At 63.0% G+C, this 21303-nt stretch carries 26 protein-coding genes; 17 read left to right on the plus strand and 9 right to left on the minus strand.

The genetic code is table 11. The features are described from left to right. Positions 1-7: 7 nt before the first annotated feature. Together IB241_RS12980 and mobA are read right to left on the minus strand one after the other, a co-directional pair. Positions 8-229, minus strand: coding sequence for a YgdI/YgdR family lipoprotein (locus IB241_RS12980; protein WP_016978480.1), 222 nt, complete (start codon positions 227-229; stop codon positions 8-10). Between the two features lie 79 nt (positions 230-308). Beyond that, complete coding sequence (gene mobA / locus IB241_RS12985; protein ID WP_192298777.1) at positions 309-911, minus strand: molybdenum cofactor guanylyltransferase MobA; 603 nt, start codon at positions 909-911, stop codon at positions 309-311. Positions 912-987: 76 nt separating this feature from the next. Between mobA and moaB the strand changes: the two genes are divergently transcribed. The 3 genes from moaB (at position 988) to IB241_RS13000 (ending at position 4164) form a co-directional block, all read left to right on the plus strand. Beyond that, complete coding sequence (gene moaB / locus IB241_RS12990; protein WP_192298778.1) at positions 988-1527, plus strand: molybdenum cofactor biosynthesis protein B; 540 nt, start codon at positions 988-990, stop codon at positions 1525-1527. Further along, positions 1511-2737 carry a gephyrin-like molybdotransferase Glp gene (gene glp, locus IB241_RS12995; protein WP_192298779.1) on the plus strand — a complete coding sequence of 409 codons (1227 nt, stop codon included), beginning with the start codon at positions 1511-1513 and terminating at the stop codon, positions 2735-2737. Before moaB ends, glp begins: the two co-directional genes overlap by 17 nt. A gap of 191 nt (positions 2738-2928) precedes the next feature. Continuing rightward, positions 2929-4164, plus strand: coding sequence for a hypothetical protein (locus tag IB241_RS13000; protein ID WP_192298780.1), 1236 nt, complete (start codon positions 2929-2931; stop codon positions 4162-4164). Position 4165: 1 nt separating this feature from the next. On the opposite strand, the gene IB241_RS13005 is transcribed toward IB241_RS13000, so the two are convergent. Continuing rightward, entirely contained in the window at positions 4166-4495 is a 330-nt protein-coding gene (locus tag IB241_RS13005; protein ID WP_192298781.1) for an EscU/YscU/HrcU family type III secretion system export apparatus switch protein, read from the minus strand. Next, complete coding sequence (locus tag IB241_RS13010; protein WP_192298782.1) at positions 4492-6069, minus strand: flagellar hook-length control protein FliK; 1578 nt, start codon at positions 6067-6069, stop codon at positions 4492-4494. Before IB241_RS13010 ends, IB241_RS13005 begins: the two co-directional genes overlap by 4 nt. Before the next feature lie 200 nt (positions 6070-6269). Here IB241_RS13010 and ccmA point away from each other — a divergent pair, with 200 nt between their 5' ends. From ccmA to phnN, 11 genes are all read left to right on the plus strand, one after another. Beyond that, positions 6270-6905, plus strand: coding sequence for a cytochrome c biogenesis heme-transporting ATPase CcmA (ccmA, locus tag IB241_RS13015; RefSeq protein ID WP_192298783.1), 636 nt, complete (start codon positions 6270-6272; stop codon positions 6903-6905). After that, on the plus strand, positions 6902-7570 hold the full coding sequence (gene ccmB, locus IB241_RS13020; protein WP_192298784.1) for a heme exporter protein CcmB: 669 nt from the start codon (positions 6902-6904) through the stop codon (positions 7568-7570). The genes ccmA and ccmB overlap by 4 nt, the downstream gene beginning before the upstream one ends. Positions 7571-7648: 78 nt before the next feature. Further along, positions 7649-8404, plus strand: coding sequence for a heme ABC transporter permease (locus IB241_RS13025; RefSeq protein WP_192298785.1), 756 nt, complete (start codon positions 7649-7651; stop codon positions 8402-8404). Further along, complete coding sequence (gene ccmD, locus IB241_RS13030; RefSeq protein WP_003172771.1) at positions 8401-8577, plus strand: heme exporter protein CcmD; 177 nt, start codon at positions 8401-8403, stop codon at positions 8575-8577. The genes IB241_RS13025 and ccmD overlap by 4 nt, the downstream gene beginning before the upstream one ends. Next, positions 8574-9029 carry a cytochrome c maturation protein CcmE gene (gene ccmE / locus IB241_RS13035; RefSeq protein WP_192298786.1) on the plus strand — a complete coding sequence of 152 codons (456 nt, stop codon included), beginning with the start codon at positions 8574-8576 and terminating at the stop codon, positions 9027-9029. The genes ccmD and ccmE overlap by 4 nt, the downstream gene beginning before the upstream one ends. A 3-nt stretch (positions 9030-9032) precedes the next feature. Beyond that, positions 9033-11021, plus strand: coding sequence for a heme lyase CcmF/NrfE family subunit (locus tag IB241_RS13040; RefSeq protein WP_192298887.1), 1989 nt, complete (start codon positions 9033-9035; stop codon positions 11019-11021). Further along, a complete protein-coding gene (locus IB241_RS13045; RefSeq protein ID WP_017734371.1) occupies positions 11018-11554 on the plus strand; it encodes a DsbE family thiol:disulfide interchange protein in 537 nt (178 codons plus the stop codon). The genes IB241_RS13040 and IB241_RS13045 overlap by 4 nt, the downstream gene beginning before the upstream one ends. Beyond that, positions 11551-12024: a cytochrome c-type biogenesis protein gene (locus IB241_RS13050; protein ID WP_192298787.1), complete on the plus strand. Its 474-nt coding sequence runs from the start codon at positions 11551-11553 to the stop codon at positions 12022-12024. The genes IB241_RS13045 and IB241_RS13050 overlap by 4 nt, the downstream gene beginning before the upstream one ends. After that, positions 12017-13201 (plus strand): c-type cytochrome biogenesis protein CcmI, encoded by a 1185-nt coding sequence (gene ccmI / locus IB241_RS13055; protein WP_192298788.1) that lies wholly within the window; start codon positions 12017-12019, stop codon positions 13199-13201. Before IB241_RS13050 ends, ccmI begins: the two co-directional genes overlap by 8 nt. A gap of 16 nt (positions 13202-13217) precedes the next feature. After that, the gene (locus IB241_RS13060; RefSeq protein ID WP_192298789.1) at positions 13218-13616 is read left to right on the plus strand and encodes a hypothetical protein; all 399 of its coding nucleotides are present in this window, start codon (positions 13218-13220) and stop codon (positions 13614-13616) included. Positions 13617-13921: 305 nt separating this feature from the next. Continuing rightward, on the plus strand, positions 13922-14488 hold the full coding sequence (phnN, locus tag IB241_RS13065; RefSeq protein WP_192298790.1) for a phosphonate metabolism protein/1,5-bisphosphokinase (PRPP-forming) PhnN: 567 nt from the start codon (positions 13922-13924) through the stop codon (positions 14486-14488). Positions 14489-14549: 61 nt separating this feature from the next. Here the strand turns inward: phnN and IB241_RS13070 are convergent, their stop codons facing one another. Beyond that, entirely contained in the window at positions 14550-15428 is an 879-nt protein-coding gene (locus IB241_RS13070; protein ID WP_192298791.1) for a LysR family transcriptional regulator, read from the minus strand. A 190-nt stretch (positions 15429-15618) separates the two neighbouring features. Between IB241_RS13070 and IB241_RS13075 the strand changes: the two genes are divergently transcribed. Both IB241_RS13075 and IB241_RS13080 read left to right on the plus strand, forming a co-directional pair. Continuing rightward, positions 15619-15807 (plus strand): type II toxin-antitoxin system HicA family toxin, encoded by a 189-nt coding sequence (locus tag IB241_RS13075; RefSeq protein WP_192298792.1) that lies wholly within the window; start codon positions 15619-15621, stop codon positions 15805-15807. 11 nt (positions 15808-15818) lie between these two features. Continuing rightward, positions 15819-16223, plus strand: coding sequence for a type II toxin-antitoxin system HicB family antitoxin (locus IB241_RS13080; RefSeq protein ID WP_192298793.1), 405 nt, complete (start codon positions 15819-15821; stop codon positions 16221-16223). 46 nt (positions 16224-16269) lie between these two features. Here IB241_RS13080 and IB241_RS13085 read toward each other — a convergent pair whose 3' ends face one another. Then, on the minus strand, positions 16270-17466 hold the full coding sequence (locus tag IB241_RS13085) for an MFS transporter (protein ID WP_192298794.1): 1197 nt from the start codon (positions 17464-17466) through the stop codon (positions 16270-16272). 171 nt (positions 17467-17637) lie between these two features. On the opposite strand from IB241_RS13085, the gene IB241_RS13090 reads away from it, so the two are divergent. Beyond that, positions 17638-18252 carry a DUF5666 domain-containing protein gene (locus tag IB241_RS13090; protein ID WP_192298795.1) on the plus strand — a complete coding sequence of 205 codons (615 nt, stop codon included), beginning with the start codon at positions 17638-17640 and terminating at the stop codon, positions 18250-18252. A gap of 142 nt (positions 18253-18394) precedes the next feature. On the opposite strand, the gene IB241_RS13095 is transcribed toward IB241_RS13090, so the two are convergent. The 3 genes from IB241_RS13095 to IB241_RS13105 all read right to left on the minus strand — a co-directional run bounded on the left by IB241_RS13095 (position 18395) and on the right by IB241_RS13105 (position 21236). Continuing rightward, positions 18395-19399, minus strand: coding sequence for a sulfate ABC transporter substrate-binding protein (locus tag IB241_RS13095; RefSeq protein ID WP_192298796.1), 1005 nt, complete (start codon positions 19397-19399; stop codon positions 18395-18397). A 105-nt stretch (positions 19400-19504) separates the two neighbouring features. Further along, the gene (locus tag IB241_RS13100) at positions 19505-20329 is read right to left on the minus strand and encodes an ion transporter (RefSeq protein WP_192298797.1); all 825 of its coding nucleotides are present in this window, start codon (positions 20327-20329) and stop codon (positions 19505-19507) included. Between the two features lie 31 nt (positions 20330-20360). Then, positions 20361-21236: an urea transporter gene (locus tag IB241_RS13105; RefSeq protein WP_192298798.1), complete on the minus strand. Its 876-nt coding sequence runs from the start codon at positions 21234-21236 to the stop codon at positions 20361-20363. Positions 21237-21303: the final 67 nt, after the last annotated feature.

The raw sequence follows: 21303 nt of genomic DNA on the forward strand, positions 1-21303 counted from the left end.
CTAAGACTTACAGGTCTTTAACGGTGCGGACCTGATCCTTGTTGATGCGGGTCTGCTTGCCGTCCAGTTGTTCGAACTCGTAGAAGCCCGAATCCTTATCGAATTTAGGGGTGTCGACGGCCTGGATTTCGCGACCGTCATTCAGGGTGATCACTGTTGGCGAAGCGCAACCGGCGAGGGTGGCGAGGCCCAGTGCAAGCATGAGAGCGGCGATGGTCCGTTGAGTCATGGTGTTGTCTCCGAGAGAATTCTTTTGAAATACTGACCTTGTGACGCGCGCGGCGTCGACAAAGTTCCTGATGCGAGGCTCATTCTGACACGCCAGGGCTGGGGAGTAACAGCTCGGGGGTATTCAGGTTGGCCAGGCGCGGATCATCCGTCGGGCATTCCAGGCCCACCGCGCCGAGTTTCATAAAGATCTGTCGCGGGCTGCGTTCACCGGCGTGCCAGGCGGCCTCGACCGCGTCGCGCAGGGCGGTGGGCAGGATGCAGATCAGCGGTTCCCAGAATTGACCATGGCGCACCATCACGGGCACCCGCGGATTGCGTTGCGCGGTCGTACGCAGCTCGGCCAACAGTTGTGCATCGATCTGCGGTACATCGCACGGCAGGATCAGCAAATGCCCATGACGCGCGGCGACAAGACCGGCGCGGATGCCTGCGAGCGGCCCGGGGTAGTCCGGGCTGTCGTCATTGACCAGTTGGTCGGCAAACGCCGCGTATCGCTCGGGGTTGCGGTTGCACGAGATGATCAGGTCGTCCGTCAGCGGCCGGACCAAACCGTGCAGGTGCGCAATCAACGGCTGACCGCGCCATTCCAGCAGGCCCTTGTCCTGGCCGCCCATGCGCTGGCCACGGCCACCGGACAACAGCAACACCGAACAGGGCAGGGGCGATGAATCGATAGGCATGGCGGTTCCGCAGCGGCAGCAAAAGGGGGGCCTGTGATATAACACCCGCCTGTTTCTTCGACAACCGGACCGTGCCATGACCGCCAAGGCAGATGCGCCCTTCGTACCCCTGAACATCGCTGTATTGACCGTCAGCGACACCCGCACCCTGGACACCGACACCTCGGGCCAGGTCTTCGTCGACCGCCTCACCGCCGCGGGCCACAACCTGGCCGAGCGTGTGCTGCTCAAGGATGATCTCTACAAGATCCGCGCCCAGGTCGCCCACTGGATCGCCGAAGACGTGGTGCAGGTCGTGCTGATCACCGGCGGCACCGGCTTCACCGGCCGCGACAGCACCCCGGAAGCCGTGAGCTGCCTGCTGGACAAACAGGTCGACGGCTTTGGCGAACTGTTCCGCCAGATCTCCGTGGCCGACATCGGCACCTCCACCGTGCAATCGCGCGCCCTGGCCGGGCTGGCCAACGGTACCCTGGTGTGCTGCCTGCCGGGTTCGACCAATGCGGTGCGCACCGGCTGGGATGGCATCCTCGCCGAGCAACTGGACAACCGTCACCGCCCATGCAATTTCGTACCGCACTTGAAGCAGGCCGAGCCCTGTGAATCCCGTGGGTAAGCCCGGCAAGAGCGGTGCGCTGATGCCGGTGGAAGACGCCTTGGCGCAACTGCTGGCGATGGCCGAGGCCGCGCCGATCCGCGATTTGCAAACGTTGCCCCTGGCCGATTGCGATGGCCGTGTCTTGGCGCAAGACCTGATCGCCACCCTCGACCTGCCGCCTTGGCCGAACAGCGCCATGGACGGTTACGCCCTGCGCCTGGCCGACTGGAACGGCGAGCCGCTGGTGGTCAGCCAGCGCATCTTCGCCGGCCAGGCACCGCAACCGTTGGCCGCCGGCACCTGCGCGCGGATCTTCACCGGCGCACCGGTGCCGCAAGGTGCGGACTGCGTGGAAATGCAGGAAAACGCCGTGGTCCACGCCGACGCGCGCGTGAGCTTCACGCAGCCGCTGCATACCGACCAGAACATCCGCCCCCAGGGCCAGGAAACCACGGTCGGCGAGTTGGTCTTGAGCGCCGGCACGCGCCTGGGGCCGATCGAACTGGGGCTTGCCGCGTCACTCGGGCGTGATCGTCTCGAGGTGGTGCGCCGCCCGCGTGTGGCCGTGCTGTCCACGGGTGATGAGCTGATCGAGCCCGGCCTGCCGCTGGGCCCCGGGCAAATCTACAACAGCAACCGCCGCGTGCTGTGTTCGTGGCTTGAGCGCATGGGCTGCGAAGTGATCGACGCGGGCATCCTGCCCGATGACCTGGAGTTGACCCGCACGCGCTTGGCGGGCTTGGGCCGCGTCGACCTGATCCTGTCCACCGGCGGTGTGTCGGTGGGCGAGGCGGATTTCCTCGGCATTGCCCTGCGGGAAGAGGGCGAGCTGGCGCTGTGGAAGCTTGCGATCAAACCTGGCAAGCCGCTGACCTTCGGGCATTTCCGGGGCGTACCGGTGATCGGCCTGCCGGGCAACCCGGCGTCGACCCTGGTGACCTTTGCACTGCTGGCGCGCCCGTACCTGCTGCGTCGCCAGGGGGTCGCCGATGTGCAGCCGTTGCGCTTCGAGGTCCCGGTGGGGTTCGTGTGGCCCAAGCCGGGCAACCGTCGCGAGTACCTGCGTGGGCGTATCGAGCAGGGCAGGGCGATCATCTACCGCAACCAGAGCTCTGGCGTGCTGCGTAGCGCGGCGTGGGCCGAAGGGTTTGTGGAAGTGCTGGAAGGTACTACGTTGGCGGAGGGCGATCGCGTCAACTTCATCCCCTTGAGCGAAGTCCTGAACTGATCACAAACCCTAAGTGTGGGAGGGGGTTGCCCCTTCCCTCGGCGCTGTCGCGTTCCACCGCTCCTGGCTGCGGGCCAGAGCCGACCCTGGCCTGCGTTCGGCGTTAATGGGCCGTGATCAGGAAAAGTCCTATCAGCAAGACCTGGCATGGGGGCTAAGTTGGCAAGCCCTGACTGATCGGAGGACCGAACATGCCACTCCCAATTGCAAATCGCCCCTCTGTCGTGGTGGCACCCGCGCCTGATTTGGCGATTTCTTCCAGCAATGCCCGCGACATATTGCAGGCTTTGATTCGCAGGCCGCCTTCCGAGAATACCTACCGGGAACGCCTCGAATGCATGCGTGCCGATTCGAGTATCACCTCCTGGCAGGCACTGACCCGTGACCCTGAGCAGTTGAAGCGCCTGCAGGAAAACGAGCGCAGCGCCTGGAGCAACCCGGCAGGTTTCGACAAAAACCTGATGCCTTTGGCCCAGGCCCTGAGGCAGAAGAACGTCTGGTTGCCTGAAGTGGAGAATTTCAATGCCAACATTCTGAAAAACCTCACCACGCAGATGGCCGGCAAATACCTCGAGCAATTTCAGTCCATTCTTCAAGACCCGGCCCCCGCCCGGGCAGGCGATGTCTCGATCGTTCGCGGCGCACCTTCTGCAGGCAAGACCACCTTTCTCAAAGGCCAGTTCTCGCTCAATACCGACGCCGTCAAAAACATGATTCAGGACCGCATGCCCGGCACGAGCATGTCGCAGGTGCATGATCAGGGTGTAGCGTTGGTCCAGCAGTTTTCCGGCACGATGGAACAACGCCTGGCGCAGCCGTTGACGCGGGACGCGTTGTACCTGTGGCCCAAGGACTTCGATAAAAAGATGACGGATGTTGGCAATATGTCGGGTGAGCCCCGGTTGCGCTTCCATGACATCCAGGTGGACCTCACCACCTTGTGCTGCCGGATTCTCAAGCGCGGTACGGACGAGGCAGTGATGGGGTTCGACATGCTGAGCCAGTTCTACAAAGCCGGCCTTGAGCATCGGGGCGCGAGCATCCAGTCGGTCAAGGACAGTGGCAGTTCGCTCAAGGAGTATTCGCTGTCAGCCTGGGACGGTAACCGGAACGTGCTGGTGGCCCAGCAGGCGCAGGGGTCCAAGGACTTCGTGATCCATGATCCGAGGCTGTTCGATAAGGTCACGACCTGGGATAAAGATTCGGTGCAGGACGAGGTCGATCGCGTCAGCGGAACCACGATCGATGCGCCATTCATCAATCGTTTCACCGCATCACTTCCTGAGGCGCAAGCCGCTCCCTTTCGAGAGGCGCTGAGCGTGTATACCGGCCTGACATTCAAGGAGGCCCTGCAGCAACATGCCATGCGCAAACCCGTTGCGACCTCGTTAGGGGCCAGGATGCTGGCGCAGGTGGTGCCTGGTTGATTCAGTAGTCGTCGCCGCGCTCGGTGATGTCGCGCTCGACGGGCGCGGCATCCGGGTCATAACCCACCGGGAATTTGCCCTTCAACGTCCAGGCAAACGCGATGATTTCGGCGACGGTGCGGTACAACTCTTCCGGAATGCTGTCCCCCAACTCCATCCGTGCCAGCAGCTTCACTAGCTCGGCGTTCTCATAGATCGGCACTTCATTTTCCCGCGCCAGCTTCAGGATCGCTTCGGCCAATGCATCGTCACCCTTGGCAGTCAGGGTCGGTGCTTGCTGGCCGTCGTACTTGAGGGCAATCGCCTGGCGCGGCGGGTTGGTGTTGTTCATGCGGTTTCATCCACCCAGCGTTGCTCCAGTCCGGTTTTCGGCCCGCGTGGCGGGGTGCCGAGGTGGCAGTCGAGGTCGCCGACGTTAAGGCCCGAGGTGACCAGGCGTTCGCGCAAGTGGCCCAGGTGGCTTTCGATCAAGCTGGCGGTGAACGGCCGGGTCGCCCAGAGCTGGCTGGACAGTTTGCCCTGGCTCAGTTGCGCCTGGACCTGCAACGGTCCCAGTGGCTCCATGTCGAACGCCAGGTCTACGCGCCAGAGCATCTGCCGGGGGTCCTTGCGTTCTTTGCGTTCGGGCTGGTCTTTGTCCGGCGCCGGTTCTTCACGCTGGAACTTGACCTGCAAGGGCACGATGTCCTGCAAGGTGCGCATGGGGATTTCCAACTGCCAGGTGGTTTGCAGGCGACCATCGGCGGTGGTGCCGGTTTGCTCCAGGCTCGACAGCTGGTGGCTTTGCAGGCGTGAGATGGCGCCGGCGGCCAGGCGCAGCAGGTTTTCCAGGTCGCCTTCGCCTTCCAGTTTCGCCATCAGCCGTTCGGGCAGCGGGAAACCGGCGGGAGCCTGGCGGGCGCTGAGCTGGCCGAGGGTGTTCAGCGGGCTGCGCACAAAGTTGGGCAGTACCTGGGCCAGGGTGTTGGCGGCGAGGATGGCATTGAGGTTGGTGCTGGCGGGCAGGGCCGGTAGCAGCTCGGCCACCAGGCGCAGCAGGGCGCCTTTCATGTCCAGCGGTGGAACCCCCGGGTTCTGCCCGGCGAGCAGTTTGGCTTCAAGAAAGGCACCGCTGTTCTGGATCACCTGGGCCAGCACTTTCGGATTGCTGACTTGCGCCAAATCGGGCAAAGCAGCCAACAAACGCTCGGCCGCCCCGCGCAGTTCAGTGGAGGTGCTGTCACTGCGCGGCAGGTTCTGCAACGCAGTGAACACGGCATCCAGTGAGCCTTGGCGGCTTTGTTGAGTCGCCAACTGCTGGGTGACGGCCAACTGGTCCTTCAAGCCACTCAGCGGCACGAAATTCAGGGTTTGCGCGTTCTGCACCACGGCACTGAGCAAGCTGCCGACGCGCAGCGGCTGGGGGCTTTCCAGCGTCAATGTAGCGCCGGCGAGGGTGTTGTTGAGCACCGTCACCAGCGAACGGTAGATCGCCGGTTGCGCCGCGCCCTGGGGCAGCGTCTGGGTCGTCAGCACCTTGGCTTGCAGCAGCGTGCCGACCGGCAACTGCGTGGTGTCGATGCGGGTGAGGGCGGCGACGTTGGCGCTCAAGGCCTGTTGCAAGCTGATGGTCAGGTTGCCCGCCGGGGTCTGGCTGACCGCCACATTGCTGCCCAACGGCAGGGGTTGCGCGCTGCTGGCTTGCACCAGGGTCTGGCGGCCGCCGTCGAGGGTCAGCTTGAGCAGCAACTGAAAGGCTTCACCGCCTTGTTTCAGGGCGATGACTTCGGCGTTGGCGGTTTTCCCCGGGGAAATCAGCCCGGTCTGCGGTTCCAGCAACTTGAGCAGTTCACCGGTCGCGGGCAGCGGGGCGGGCCCGCCTGTCGAGGCGGGTGGAAGCACAGGAAGGTTGATTTCGCCGGTCATCGTCTACGCCGTCTTGAAGGAAATTGCCCTCTTGAGAGTAGGGCATCGCATGTATAATGCCGCCGGTCTGCAAAGAGAGCGCTAAAAACCTCACAACTATTTGATCCAGCTCTCTAAAATCGGTCGCCAAAGCCGTTATTGTGCATTTCTCTTTAACGGCCGCTGCACCGCCGACTTGAACCGTAAAGGCCCGCGATCTTTTGACCAGCCCTCTTCTTGAAGCCGTAGCGCTTTCCTGTGAACGCGACCTGCGCCTGTTGTTCGAGCACCTCGACCTGCGGCTGACGGGCGGCGACATGGTGCAGATCAGCGGCCCCAACGGCAGCGGCAAAACCAGTCTGCTGCGGCTGCTGGCCGGGTTGATGCAACCGACGGCGGGTGAAATCCGCCTCAACGGCAAGCCCCTGAACGCGCAACGTACTGAACTGGCCCGCAACCTTATCTGGATCGGCCACGCCGCCGGGATCAAGGACGTGCTCACCGCCGAAGAAAACCTCAGTTGGCTCAGCGCCCTGCATCATCCCGCCTCCCGTGACGCCATCTGGCAGGCCCTCGCCGCCGTCGGCCTCAAGGGCTTCGAAGACGTACCCTGTCACACCCTGTCCGCCGGCCAGCAGCGCCGCGTGGCCCTCGCGCGGTTGTACCTGCCGGGCCCGCCGCTGTGGATTCTCGACGAACCCTTCACTGCCCTCGACAAACAAGGCGTCGCCCAGTTGGAAGAGCACTTGGCCCAACACTGCGAGCAGGGCGGGCTGGTGGTGCTCACCACCCACCACACCCTCGCGCGCATGCCCGCCGGTTACCGTGACCTGGACCTGGGCCGGTGGTCGCTATGAGTGTGTTCGCCCTGTTGGTCGCCCGCGAAGCCCGGCTGCTATGCCGACGCCCGGCCGAGTTGGCCAATCCGCTGGTGTTCTTCGCGATTGTCATCGCACTGTTCCCGTTGGCGGTCGGTCCCGAGACTAAACTGTTGCAAACCTTGTCTCCGGGACTGGTGTGGGTGGCGGCGCTTTTATCGGTGCTGCTCTCGCTGGACGGGCTGTTTCGCAGTGATTTCGAAGACGGTTCCCTGGAACAGTGGGTCCTTTCGTCGCACCCCCTGCCTCTACTGGTATTGGCCAAGGTGCTGGCACACTGGGTTTTTTCCGGCTTGGCGCTAGTCTTGCTCTCGCCGCTGCTGGCGCTGATGCTCGGTTTGCCCGTCGAATGCCTGCCGATCCTGCTGCTGAGCCTGTTGCTCGGTACGCCGGTCCTCAGTTTGCTGGGGGCGGTGGGCGCGGCGTTGACCGTGGGTTTGAAGCGCGGCGGGCTGTTGCTGGCCCTGTTGATTCTGCCGTTGTACATCCCGGTGTTGATCCTGGGCAGCGGCGCCTTGCAAGCCGCGCTCATGGGCATGCCGGCGACCGGTTACCTCTTGTGGCTTGGCAGCCTGACCGCCCTGGCTGTAACCCTGACACCTTTTGCGATAGCGGCCGGCCTGAAGATCAGCGTCGGCGAATAATGAGGTCTGGCTGATCATTAGCCAGTAAAGACCCTAAGCTGCTTGCGTCGACAAGCGGCAACCGTGATGGAAACAGCAATGAACTGGACCTGGTTTCACAAGCTTGGCTCACCCAAATGGTTCTACGGCATCAGCGGCAAGCTGCTGCCGTGGTTGAGCCTCTTCGCCGTGCTGCTGATCGGCATCGGCCTGGTCTGGGGCCTGGCCTTCGCGCCGCCGGACTATCAGCAAGGCAACAGCTTTCGCATCATCTACATCCACGTGCCGGCCGCGATGCTGGCCCAGTCCTGCTACGTGATGCTGGCGGTGTGCGGCATCGTCGGCCTGGTCTGGAAGATGAAACTCGCCGATGTCGCCCTGCAATGCGCCGCGCCCATCGGGGCGTGGATGACGGCCGTGGCGCTGGTCACCGGGGCGATCTGGGGCAAGCCGACCTGGGGTTCGTGGTGGGTGTGGGATGCGCGACTAACGTCCATGTTGATCCTGCTGTTCCTGTACTTCGGTCTGATTGCCCTGGGCAACGCGATCAGTAATCGTGACAGTGCCGCCAAGGCCTGCGCGGTGCTGGCGATTGTCGGCGTGATCAACATCCCGATCATCAAGTACTCGGTGGAGTGGTGGAACACCCTGCACCAGGGCGCCACCTTCACCCTCACCGAAAAACCGGCAATGCCCGTGGAAATGTGGGCGCCGCTGCTGTTGATGGTGCTGGGGTTCTACTGCTTTTTCGGCGCGGTGCTGCTGATGCGCATGCGCCTTGAGGTGCTCAAGCGTGAAGCCCGCGCCAGTTGGGTCAAGGCCGAAGTGCAAAGCTGCCTGGGAGCACGTGGATGAGTTTTGCTTCTTTCAGTGATTTTCTCGCCATGGGCCACCACGGCCTGTATGTCTGGACGGCCTATGGCATCTGCCTGGCGGTGCTGGCCCTCAACGTCGCCGCGCCGATCCTGGCCCGCAAGCGTTACCTGCAACAAGAGGCGCGTCGTCTGCGCCGGGAGACCGAAAAGTGAATCCGCTGCGTAGAAAACGTCTGTTGATCATCCTGGCCATCCTGGCTGGCGTGGGCATTGCCGTGGCCCTGGCCTTGAGCGCCTTGCAACAGAACATCAACCTGTTCTACACCCCGACCCAGATCGCCAATGGCGAAGCGCCGCTGGATACCCGCATCCGCGCCGGCGGCATGGTCGAGCAGGGCTCGCTGAAACGCTCCGGCGACTCCCTCGACGTGACCTTCGTGGTCACCGACTTCAGCAAGTCCGTGACCATCAGCTACCGCGGCATCCTCCCGGACCTGTTCCGCGAAGGCCAGGGCATCGTCGCCCTGGGCAAGCTCAACGCCGAGGGCGTGGTGGTGGCCGATGAAGTGCTGGCCAAGCACGATGAAAAATACATGCCGCCGGAAGTGACCAAGGCCCTGAAAGACAGCGGCCAGTCCGCACCAACGCCCGCCAAGGAGGGTTGAGTGATGACATCCGCACTGTTTATTCCTGAGTTGGGCCACCTGGCGATGATCATCGCCCTGTGCTTTGCCGTGGTGCAGGCCGTGGTGCCGTTGCTCGGTGCCTGGCGTGGCGACCGCCTGTGGATGAGCCTGGCGCAGCCGGCTGCCTGGGGCCAGTTTGCCTTCCTGCTGTTCGCGTTTGGCTGCCTGACCTACGCGTTTATGACCGACGATTTTTCCGTCGGCTACGTCGCCAATAACTCCAACAGCGCCTTGCCGTGGTACTACAAGTTCAGCGCGGTATGGGGGGCCCACGAAGGTTCGTTGCTGCTGTGGGCATTGATCCTCGGCGGCTGGACCTTCGCCGTGTCGGTTTTCTCGCGCCAACTGCCACAAGTCATGCTGGCGCGGGTGCTGGCGGTGATGGGCATGATCAGCATCGGCTTCCTGCTGTTCCTGATCATGACCTCCAACCCGTTCAGCCGCATCCTGCCGCAGATCCCGGTGGACGGTCACGACCTCAACCCGCTGCTGCAAGACATCGGCCTGATCGTGCATCCGCCGATGCTCTACATGGGGTACGTCGGCTTCTCCGTGGCGTTCGCCTTTGCCATCGCCGCCTTGCTCGGCGGGCGTCTCGATGCGGCCTGGGCGCGCTGGTCGCGGCCGTGGACCATCGTCGCCTGGGCGTTCCTCGGCATTGGCATCACCCTCGGTTCGTGGTGGGCCTACTACGAACTCGGCTGGGGCGGCTGGTGGTTCTGGGACCCGGTGGAAAACGCGTCCTTCATGCCTTGGCTGGTGGGCACGGCGTTGATTCACTCGCTGGCCGTCACCGAAAAGCGCGGCGTGTTCAAGAGCTGGACCGTGTTGCTGGCCATCGCGGCGTTTTCCCTCAGCCTGCTCGGAACTTTCCTCGTGCGTTCGGGGGTGCTGACCTCGGTGCATGCGTTTGCGTCTGATCCGGCACGCGGCATCTTCATCCTGATCTTCCTGCTGTTTGTCGTCGGCGGCTCCCTGACCCTGTTCGCCCTGCGCGCGCCGGTGGTCAAGAGCCAGGTCGGCTTCAACCTGTGGTCGCGGGAAACCCTGCTGCTGGGCAATAACCTGGTGCTGGTGGTGGCGGCGTCGATGATCCTGCTCGGCACCCTGTACCCGTTGGTGCTGGATGCGCTGAGCGGGGCCAAGCTGTCCGTGGGCCCGCCGTACTTCAACGCGTTGTTTATCCCATTGATGGGCTTGTTGATGGTGGTGATGGCCGTCGGCGTGCTGGTGCGCTGGAAAGACACCCCGCTGAAATGGCTGGTGGGCATGCTGATGCCGGTGTTGCTCGGCAGCGTGGCCCTGGCGGTACTCGCCGGTTTTGCTTACGGCGACTTCAACTGGGCAGTGCTCGCCACCTTCCTGCTCGCCGCCTGGGTGCTGCTGGCCGGCGTGCGCGACATCTTCGACAAGACCCGCCACAAAGGTTTGATCAAAGGCCTGCCGGGCCTGACCCGCAGCTACTGGGGCATGCAGATCGCGCACATCGGCATCGCCGTGTGTGCCCTCGGCGTGGTGCTGTCCAGCCAGAACAGTGCCGAGCGCGACTTGCGCCTGGCGCCGGGCGAGTCCATGGACCTGGCCGGTTATCACTTCATCTTCGAAGGCGCCAAGCACTTCGAAGGGCCGAACTTCACGTCCGATAAAGGCACCGTACGCGTTGTGCGCAACGGTAAGGAAGTGGCGGTGCTGCACCCGGAAAAACGCCTGTACACCGTGCAGAGCTCGATGATGACCGAAGCCGGGATCGACGCCGGTTTCACCCGTGACCTCTATGTTGCGCTGGGTGAACCCTTGGGCGACGGCGCCTGGGCGGTGCGGGTGCATGTGAAACCGTTCGTGCGTTGGATCTGGTTCGGCGGTCTGCTCACCGGTTTCGGTGGTTTGCTGGCAGCGCTGGATCGACGCTATCGGGTCAAGGTCAAGAGCCGGGTGCGTGAAGCCCTCGGCATGCAGGGAGCGGCGGTATGAAGCGTTGGTTGATGGCGATCCCCCTGATCGTGTTTTTGCTCGGTGCGGTGGTCTTGTATCGTGGCCTCTACCTGGACCCGTCCGAGCTGCCTTCGGCAATGATCGGCAAGCCGTTCCCGGCGTTCAGCCTGCCGACCGTGCAAGGCGACAAGACCCTGACCCAGGCCGACCTGCTGGGCAAGCCGGCGCTGGTCAATGTGTGGGGCACCTGGTGCATCTCCTGCCGCGTCGAACACCCGGTGCTCAACAAGCTGGCCGAGAAAGGCGTGGTGATCTACGGCATCAACTACAAGGACGACAACGCTGCCGCCCTGAAGTGGCTGGCCGAATTCCACAACCCCTACCAGTTGGACATCCGCGACGAAGACGGCAACCTCGGTCTGAATCTCGGCGTGTACGGCGCCCCGGAAACCTTCTTCATTGATGCCAAGGGCGTGATCCGCGACAAGTACGTCGGCGTGATCGACGAAGTGGTGTGGCGCGAGCAACTGGCCGCCAAGTACCAGGCGCTGGTGGATGAGGCCAAGCCATGAAGCGTCTGTTAGCCGCCGCCGTGCTGGCGCTGGGCCTGGCCGGTGTGGCCCACGCGGCCATCGACACCTACCAGTTCGCCAGCGACGCCGAGCGTGAGCGTTTTCGCGAACTGACCAAGGAATTGCGCTGCCCCAAGTGCCAGAACCAGGACATCGCCGACTCCAACGCGCCCATCGCCGCCGACCTGCGCAAAGAGATCTTCCGCATGTTGGGGGAGGGCAAGGATAACCAGCAGATCATCGACTTCATGGTTGATCGCTACGGTGACTTCGTGCGCTACAAACCCGCGCTCACTGGCAAGACCGCGCTGCTCTGGTTCGGCCCCGCGGGGCTGTTGCTGGCGGGCGTGGTGGTGATGGTGGTGATCATTCGTCGTCGCCGGCCCGCGCCTAACGATGGCTCCGATGCGCTGTCCCCTGAAGAGCGCAAACGTCTCGACCAATTGCTGGACACCAAGACTGATGATTGATTTCTGGCTCGCAGCCGGCTTGCTGCTTCTGATTGCCCTGAGTTTCCTGTTGATCCCGGTGCTGCGTGGCCGCCGCGCCCAGCGTGAAGAGGATCGCACCGCGCTGAACGTGGCGCTGTACCAAGAACGCGTCGCCGAGCTGCAAGCGCAGAGCGCCGAAGGCGTGCTCGATGCCGCGCAACTCGACACTGGCCGCGCCGAAGCCGCGCGCGAATTGCTGGCCGACACCGAAGGCGTGGAAAAGCCCCGCGAATCGCGCCTGGGCAAACCGTTGCCGTTGCTCGCCGCGTTCCTGGTCCCGGTATTGGGCGTGAGCCTCTACCTGCATTTCGGTGCCAGCGACAAGGTCGAACTGACCCGCGAATTCTCCCAGCCGCCGGTGTCCATGGAAGACATGACCCAGCGCCTGGAACGCGCCGCCATCGCCCAGCCGGACTCGCCCGAGGGCCTGTACTACTTGGGGCGTGCCTACATGGCCCAGGACCGTGCGGCCGATGCAGCCAAGGTCTTCGAACGCGCCGCAGCCCTGGCCGGGCGCCAGCCGGAACTGCTCGGCCAGTGGGCCCAGGCGCAGTACTTTGCCGACAACAAACAGTGGTCGCCCAAGGTCCAGGCCCTGACGGACGAAGCGTTGAAGCTCGACCCCAAGGAAGTCACCAGTCTCGGCCTGCTCGGTATCGCCGCGTTTGAGGGCCAGCGTTACCAGGAAGCCATCGACTACTGGAGCCGCCTGTTGGCGCAACTGCCGGCAGCCGATGGCTCCCGAGCCGCGCTGCAAGGCGGCATCGACCGCGCAGCTGACAAACTCAAAGAGAGCGGCGGCACGGTGGCGCAAAAGGCGCTGCTCAAAGTCCGCGTGGACCTGGCGCCGGACGTCAAGGCCAAAGCCCTGCCAAGCGACAGCGTGTTCATCTTCGCCCGCGCCGTGTCCGGCCCGCCGGCACCGTTGGCGGCCAAGCGCGTCACCGTCGCAGAACTGCCGGTGACCGTCGAACTGGGCGATGCCGACGCGATGATGCCGCAGTTGAAACTGTCCAACTTCCCTGAAGTCCAACTGGTTGCGCGCATATCCCGGGCAGGTCTTCCGACCGCTGGCGAGTGGATCGGCCGCAGCCAATCCTTGGCCAGTACCACCACTGCACTGCAGCAGCTGACCATCGACAGTCCGGACAAATAATTTCGAGGAAACGCCCATGACCGCATTCGCACGTATCACCCTGCTCAGCCTGGTATTGGGCTTGAGTGCTTGTGCGGTCCACCGCCCACCTCCCGCACCGACCGGCCCGACCATCCCACCGTCGGGCCCGGCGACCCAGCCGAGCACCAGACCCTCCACCCCGGTAACCCCACCGCCGAAAAGGCCGGTGCCGACCTCGTCGCCAACCTTTGCCCCACCACCGGGTGCCGCCAGCCACTGGGACGGCACCATGAAGGTCTACGTGCTGGAAGATCAACCCGACACCTTCTACCGCCAGCGCACCTACTATCGCTGGAACAACGGCTGGAGCCGTTCCATCGGCCCGAATGGACCCTGGGAAGAAACAGACGTGCAGGGCGTGCCGCCGGGGTTGAGCAAGAAATACGCGCAATAGAAAAGGCGACCTTCGGGTCGCCTTTTTCATACCGATGAAATGCGTTCGGCCAAACGCAGGGGCAAATGTGGGAGGTGAGCTGCACACAGAATGCCGACCGGGGAATGGAAACCCGGTTGGGGTATGACCTCCTGCGTACAACTCGGCCGGCATCATGAATAACTGGCGAAGATTCAGCCGTAGGGAAAGTCTGGTTTCCGCGTCCATCGCTTCGCGCATTCGCAATGCTACCTGCCAGCCGGTGCGCTACTGTAAAGTGGCCGCCGCCGGCGGACTGACCGGCAAAAGGTCAAGAGGGTATGTGGATGGCAGGCAGGTTGATCTATCTCATCGGACCATCCGGTTCGGGCAAGGACAGCCTGTTGGACGCCGCACGCCCACGCTTGGCCGAGCGCGGTTGCCGCATCGTGCGCCGCGTCATCACCCGTTCGGCGGAAGCGGTGGGCGAGGCGGCGCAAGGCGTGAGCCCCGAGCAGTTCGCCGCGATGGAGGCCGAGGGCGCGTTTGCCCTGAGTTGGCAGGCCAATGGCTTGTCCTACGGCATTCCCAGGGAAATCGACGACTGGCTGGCGGCCGGGCACGACGTGCTGGTCAACGGCTCCCGCGCGCACCTGGCGCAGACTCGCGCGCGTTATCCGACCTTGCTGGTGTTGTTGCTGACGGTGGATCAGGCGGTGTTGCGCCAACGCTTGATCTCACGGGGACGTGAATCGCTGGCGGATATAGAAGCGCGCCTGGCGCGCAATGCGCAGTTCACGGCACAACTGATTGCCGACAATGGCTCGGGGTTGTATGTGCTGGATAATTCCGGACCGCTGGCGCATACGGTCGAGCGCTTGCTGTGCTGCCTGGATCAGCAGCATTTGAGTTGAGCGCCACATCAACAACGGGCCGTCGCTCAATGCTCGTATTCCCCGGTTTGTAGCGCGAGGGCTACGCCAGCAACTGCTCGACATACGCCACGAACGCCCGCGCCTTGGCGCTCGCCATCCGGCCCGTGGGGAACACCGCCCATAGATCCCGTGCGGGCAGTTTCCAGTCGGTGAGCACGGTTTTCACTTCGCCACTGGCCAGTTCCGGCGCGAACATCCAGGTGGACGATAACGTCAGCCCCAAATCACTCAACACCGCAGCCCGCACGCCTTCGGCTGCGGTGACGCGCACGCGGCCGTGGGCCACGACGGGGTACGCCGTGTCGCCCTGGGTGAAGCTCCAGTGCGCGCCCTCGCCACGGGTGTAGATGATGGCCTCGTGTTGCATCAGGTCCTCCGGCGTGGCGGGTTCGCCGCAGCGTTCGAAGTAGGCCGGGGTGGCGAGGATGACGCAGGGCGATTCGCCGATCTTGCGCGCGGTGAGGTTTGAATCGTCCAGATTGCCCATGCGCAGGGCGACGTCGATGCCTTCTTCCACCAGGTTGAGGCTGCGGTCGTCGAGGATCACATCCACAGTGATCTCGGGGTACTGCGCCAGAAACGCGCCCAACTGGGGAATGATGTGCATCCGGGCGAAGGTTACCGACGCGCTGACCCGCAAGTTGCCGCTGAGCCCCGCACCGGCGCCCCGGGCGGCGTCGTCGGCCGCGTTGGCTTCATCGATGGCGCGCTTGGCTTTCTCGAAAAACGCCAGGCCCGCCTCGGTCGGGCTCAGGCCACGGGTGGAACGCAGCACCAACCGCACCGCCAGGCGTGCTTCCAGCTGCGCAATGCTCTTGGACACAGCGGGCTGGCCGATACCCAGGCGTTTGGCGGCGGCGGAGAACGAGCCGGTTTCGACAACGTGGACGAAGGTTTCCATGGCGGTGAGGCGGTCCATCGGGTGTTCCTGTTTGGCTTGGCGGCGCTCAAGCCTAAGGTGATGAGCCGCAGGTGTCATGCGTTTCCCGTGCAGGGCCGGGGGCTTTCAACATCCAGCAAAACAGCCGTCAGTCAGTCCGGGGGATTTTGTGCTTGAGTAAAGATAACTCTAGGGTTACTTTTATTCGGGCCAAGCCAAGGAGGCTGGGGTGCAAAGCAGGTTATTGATCAAGGAACTGCAAGAGGCGGGCTGGGTGCTGGATCGGGTCACGGGCAGTCATCATATTTTCACCCATCGCTATAACCCGTACACGATTCCGGTGCCTCATCCAAAGAAGGACCTGCCTGCGGGTACTGTGAGAAGTATCAGGAAACGTGCTGGTCTGTTTGAGTTTTAAGGAGAGCATTCATGCAATACCCAATCTGTATCGAATGGGGCGATGACTTCGCCGCCACCGGCATTCAGATCCCCGATATTCCAGGCGCCGTCACTGCCGGGGACAGTTTCGAAGAGGCGTACAACGCGGCCGTGGAAGTCGCACACATCCTGCTGCAGGAGATCGCCGCCGAGGGCGGGCCGATCCCCATGCCCACCTCGGTGGCCAATCATCACGCCCACGAAGACTATGCGGGTATGGGCTGGGGCATGTTGGAGCTGGACGTTACGCCCTATCTGGGCAAGACCGAGAAGGTCAATGTGACCTTGCCCGGTTACGTCATCCAGCGTATCGACCGCTACGTGCGTGAGCACAAGGTGAAAAGCCGCTCGTCATTCCTGGCGGATGCGGCTTTGGAGAAGTTGGTGCGTTCCTGAGGTTGGCCCTGTGGGACCCGACAAGCCAGTTCCCACAGGTCAGGTGTTACGCGGCTACCGGGGCCGCTTCACGGGAAACGCTGAGGAAGCGCAACAACGCCACCAGCGGGAACGCGCTGCCCACCAACACCACACCCAGCCAGCCGCCGTGTTCGTACACGCTGCTGGCAATTGCCGAGCCGAAGGCACCGCCGATGAAGATGCTGGTCATGTACAGCGCGTTCAGGCGGCTGCGGCTGTTGGCGTCGAGGGCGTAGATGGCGCGTTGGCCGAGCACCATGTTCATCTGTACGCAGAAGTCCAGGACCACGCCGGTCACGGCCAGGCCGATCACGCTGTACAGCGGGTGGACGAAGGCCGGCAGGAAACTCAGCGCGGCAAACAGCATGGCCAGCAGCGACGCGCGGTGAGTGTGGCCGGCATCGGCCAGGCGCCCGGCGATTGGCGCGGCGATGGCGCCGAGGGCACCCACCAGGGCAAACAGGGCGATCTCGCTTTGACTCAGGCCGTGGTTACGCGCCAGTTCCAGCGGCACGGCGGTCCAGAACAGGCTGAAGGTGGCGAACATGCCGCCCTGGTAGAACGCCCGTTGGCGCAATACCGGTTGCTTGCGCAGCAGGGTGCCGAGGGAGCGCAGCAGTTGGCCGTAGGTGGCACTGTGGTCGGGCTGACGCTTGGGGATGGTGATCAGCAGGATCACGCTGATAAACGCCATCAATGCCGCGGCGGCCATGAACATCGCGCGCCAGCCGAAGTGATCCGCCACCACGCTGGACACCGGCCGCGCCAGCAGGATGCCGAGCAACAGGCCGCCCATGATGCTGCCGACCACACGCCCACGGGACTCGGCCGGCGCCAGGTGCGCGGCCAGCGGGATCAGGATCTGCACCGACACCGAGCTGAAGCCGATCAGCAGTGACACCAGCAGGAACAGGTTCGGCTGCTCGGTAATCGCCGCGCCCAGCAGGCTGGCGATGGCGAGCACAGTGGTGCTGATCATCAGCTTGCGGTTTTCCAGCAGGTCACCCAGGGGCACCAGGAAAAACAGGCCGAGGGCGTAGCCGATTTGTGTCAGTGACACGATCAGGCTGGCCATGGCGGGGGTGAGGCCGATGTCCGGGGCAATCAGTTCGATGATCGGTTGTGCGTAGTAGATGTTGGCAACGATGGCGCCGCAGCAAAACGCAAACAGCATCACCATGCTCCGGGTCATGGTGCTTGTAGCGTGGGAAGTAGCGTTCATGGTGTTCTCATAAAAGCGAAGGAAAGTGGGGCGAGCCTAAAGACAACACCGTAGCCCGGGTAGGCCGCTGGTGGTGATAACACTCATGCCCGGTATTGATGAGTGAATCGTTAACTTTCTGCGCAAAGGCTGATGATACATTCAGACACAACTGCCGAAACAGGAAATCCCATGAAGATCACGCTGAACAAGATGCTCCTGGCGTCAACCCTTGCCGCCGCCATGGCCGTTGGCCTGGCCCACGCCGCCGATGCGCCGCGTGTGGGCGTGCGCGGTGCCATCACCGCTGTCGAGGGCGACGCAATACAGGTCAAGGTCAACAGCGGCGAAGACGTCACCGTGCACTTGACCCGGGACACCCAGGTGCGCGCCGTCACCCTGGCCAGGATCGATGAGATCAAGCCGGGCAGCTACATCGGCTCCGCCGCCATGCCCAATGCCGACGGCAGCCTGACCGCCCTGGAAGTGCACGTATTCCCACCGGCCATGGCCGGCACCGGTGACGGGCACCGGGCGTTCGACTTGAAGGAAGGCAGCAGCATGACCAACGGCACCGTGGGCGACCTGGTGGTGAGCAACGGGCGCACGCTGACGGTGAAGTACAAGGGCGGTGAGCAGAAGATCGTGGTGCCGCAGGACGTGCCGATCGTCAACCTCGAACCGGGGGATCGCAGCTTGTTGAAACCGGGGGTGAAGGTGGTGTTGTTTGCGGTGAAGGGCGCGGATGGGACCATCACGGCGCAGGCTATTTCAGCCGGTAAAGATGGTGTGACACCACCGATGTAACGACTGGCGCAGAATCCAATGTGGGAGCGGGCTTGCTCGCGAATGCGGTGTGTCAGTCACCAGATTAATTGACTGATCCACCGCATTCGCGAGCAAGCCCGCTCCCACACAAGCCCTCTCAGTTTTAATTGGGCTTATTCAGTTACTGACCGCTATAGATCTGGTCAAACACCCCACCATCATTGAAGTGGGTCTTCTGCACGGTGCGCCAGTCACCAAAGGTCTTCTCTACCGACAGGAAGTCGACTTTCGGGAAGCGGTCGGTGTACTTGGCCAACACTTTTGGATCACGTGGGCGCAGGTAGTTGTTCGCCGCGATTTCCTGGCCTTCGGCCGACCACAGGTACTTCAAGTAGTCTTCGGCCGCGACGCGGGTGCCTTTCTTCTCGACCACTTTGTCGACCACCGACACCGGCGGCTCTGCTTCGGCGGAGACGCTTGGGTAGATCACTTCGAACTGGTCGCGGCCGAATTCACGGGCGATCATTTCCGCTTCGTTTTCAAAAGTCACCAGCACGTCGCCGATCTGATTGGTCATGAACGTGGTGGTGGCGGCACGGCCGCCGGTGTCCAGCACCGGGGCTTGTTTGAACAGTTTGCCGACAAAGGCCTTGGCCTTGTTTTCATCGCCGCCGTTCTTCAACACATAACCCCAGGCCGACAGGTAGGTGTAGCGGCCGTTACCCGAGGTTTTCGGGTTGGGCACGATCACTTGCACGCCGTCTTTCAACAGGTCCGGCCAGTCTTTCAGGGCTTTCGGGTTGCCTTTGCGTACGATGAACACGGTGGCCGAGGTGAACGGTGCGCTGTTGTTCGGCAGGCGCGTGACCCAGTTGTCCGGCACCAGTTTGCCGTTGTCCACCAGGGCGTTGATGTCGGTGGCCATGTTCATGGTGATCACGTCAGCGGGCAGGCCATCGATCACCGAGCGCGCTTGTTTGCTGGAGCCGCCGAAGGACATCTGCAAAGTCAGCTTGTCGTTCGGGTGCTCGGCGTCCCAGTGCTTCTGGAACGCCGCGTTGTAGTCCTTGTAGAAATCGCGCATCACGTCGTAGGAGACGTTGAGCAGTGTCACGGGGGCAGCCTGGACGGCGCCCGCCAGGGCGAGGCCGGCGGCCAGGAGAGAGGCGCTAACGAGTTTTTTCACTGCTCATTCCTTGTTGTTCGAGAAAATGACGGGGTAAGTGACGGCAATTTGCCAGCGACTATAGCCGGGCGCGTATAGACGTTTAAAGATTAAAACGCACTTTGCTTATTCCACTTTACGAAAAAGATTACTGCCGCAGCGCGAACAGAATGCGGCGTTGGGTTCGTGGGTGCTCTTCTTGCACACCGGGCAGTCGTGTTGCAGTTGTTCACCGCGCATGGCGCTGGCCAGTTCGGCGGTGAAAATCCCGGTGGGCACGGCAATGATCGAGTAACCCGTGATCATCACCAGCGACGAAATCACCTGGCCCAACGGGGTCTTCGGCACGATGTCGCCAAAACCCACGGTGGTCAGGGTCACGATGGCCCAGTAAATGCCCTTGGGAATGCTGGTAAACCCGTGCTCCGGGCCTTCGATTACGTACATCAGGGTGCCGAACACTGTCACCAGCGTGCACACGCTGACCAGGAACACCACGATCTTCTGTTTGCTGCCGCGCAGCGCCGCCATCAGGTAGTTGGCTTGCTTGAGGTAGGGGCTGAGCTTGAGCACCCGGAAGATGCGCAACATACGGATGATGCGGATGATCAACAGGTACTGCGCATCGCTGTAATACAGGGCGAGGATGCCGGGCACGATCGCGAGCAAATCCACCAGCCCGTAAAAACTGAAGGCATAACGCAGCGGCTTGGGCGAGCAATACAGCCGCAAGCCGTACTCGATGGCGAAGATGATGGTGAAGCCCCACTCGATGTAGGCCAGCACGTCGGCGTAGTTCTGGTGGATGTCGTCGATGCTGTCGAGCATCACGATCACCAGGCTGGCGAGGATGATCAGCAGCAGGATGCCGTCAAAACGCCGCCCGGCAAGGGTGTCGCTCTGGAAAATCATGACGTAGAGCCGTTGGCGCCAGTCGTTGTTGCTGTCCATAAAGCCCGCCTGAAACGAATATCGAGCAAGCCTAGGGGGATTCGAAGGGGCTGTCCATGCGCGGTTTCTGAAGCAGGCGGGCGCCTGTGTGTACCAGCCAGCAGGCCAGAATGAAGGGCGCTGTCAGTGCTGGCAGATGCAGCGTGGCGAAAGCTGACGTCAGCACGATCGCCAGGCCGATGCCGAGCAACGCCAGCCACGGCTGGCGACGTGTCTGGCTCAAGGCCAGTGCCGCCAGCGCCGGGTTGTAGCTGTGCAGGCCGAGGAGGGCGCTGGTGGGTTCGTCCAGCAGCAGCGCAACCAGCATGCCGGTGCTGGCGCCGATCAAGGCCCAGATGGCGGCGCGGCGGTTCGCCAACCACAGGCCGAGCGCAATCAAGACGCCGGCCAGCGGGGTGTCCAGCAGCATGATTTGCGCGAGCCCGGTAAAGGGCGCGCTGAGGACGGAGACGGTTTGCGGGGTGGTCAGGGTAAAGGTGCTCTCTGGCGCGCTGCCCAGCAGTAACCAGCCCAGGCCGACAAACGGCGCGGTATAGGCGGGCAAGGCCTGCGGGTGGGTTGCATGTTTCAGCCATTGGCGCGTGAGCATCGCCGCCACACCGCCGCAGGCCAGGATCAGCGGCGGCAACAGCGCAGACCAGGCGAAGTGCTGGCTGACCAACAACCCCAGCAGTACGCCGTTGTAGCTATACAGGCCGGCCTGGCGCTCGGCCTTGGGATAACCCCGACGCTGGGCCGTGAGCAAACCCGCGATGCCACCCAGCAACGCCCCGCCGAACAAGGCCGGGGCGCCGATCAGGATGGCCAGCAGGCACAGCAGGCCGCACAGCGGTTGGCGCTGGAGGAAGATTTGGCTGAAACCGTTGAGCAGGGCTTCGGCCCAGTCGGGGCAGGTAGGGTTGTGCATAGAGGTAAGTCAGCTAGACCGAGTTGCCCCCTTCGCGAGCAAGCCCGCTCCCACATTTTGATTTGTG

Source organism: Pseudomonas sp. PDM05 (genome assembly GCF_014851685.1).
Lineage (GTDB): Bacteria > Pseudomonadota > Gammaproteobacteria > Pseudomonadales > Pseudomonadaceae > Aquipseudomonas.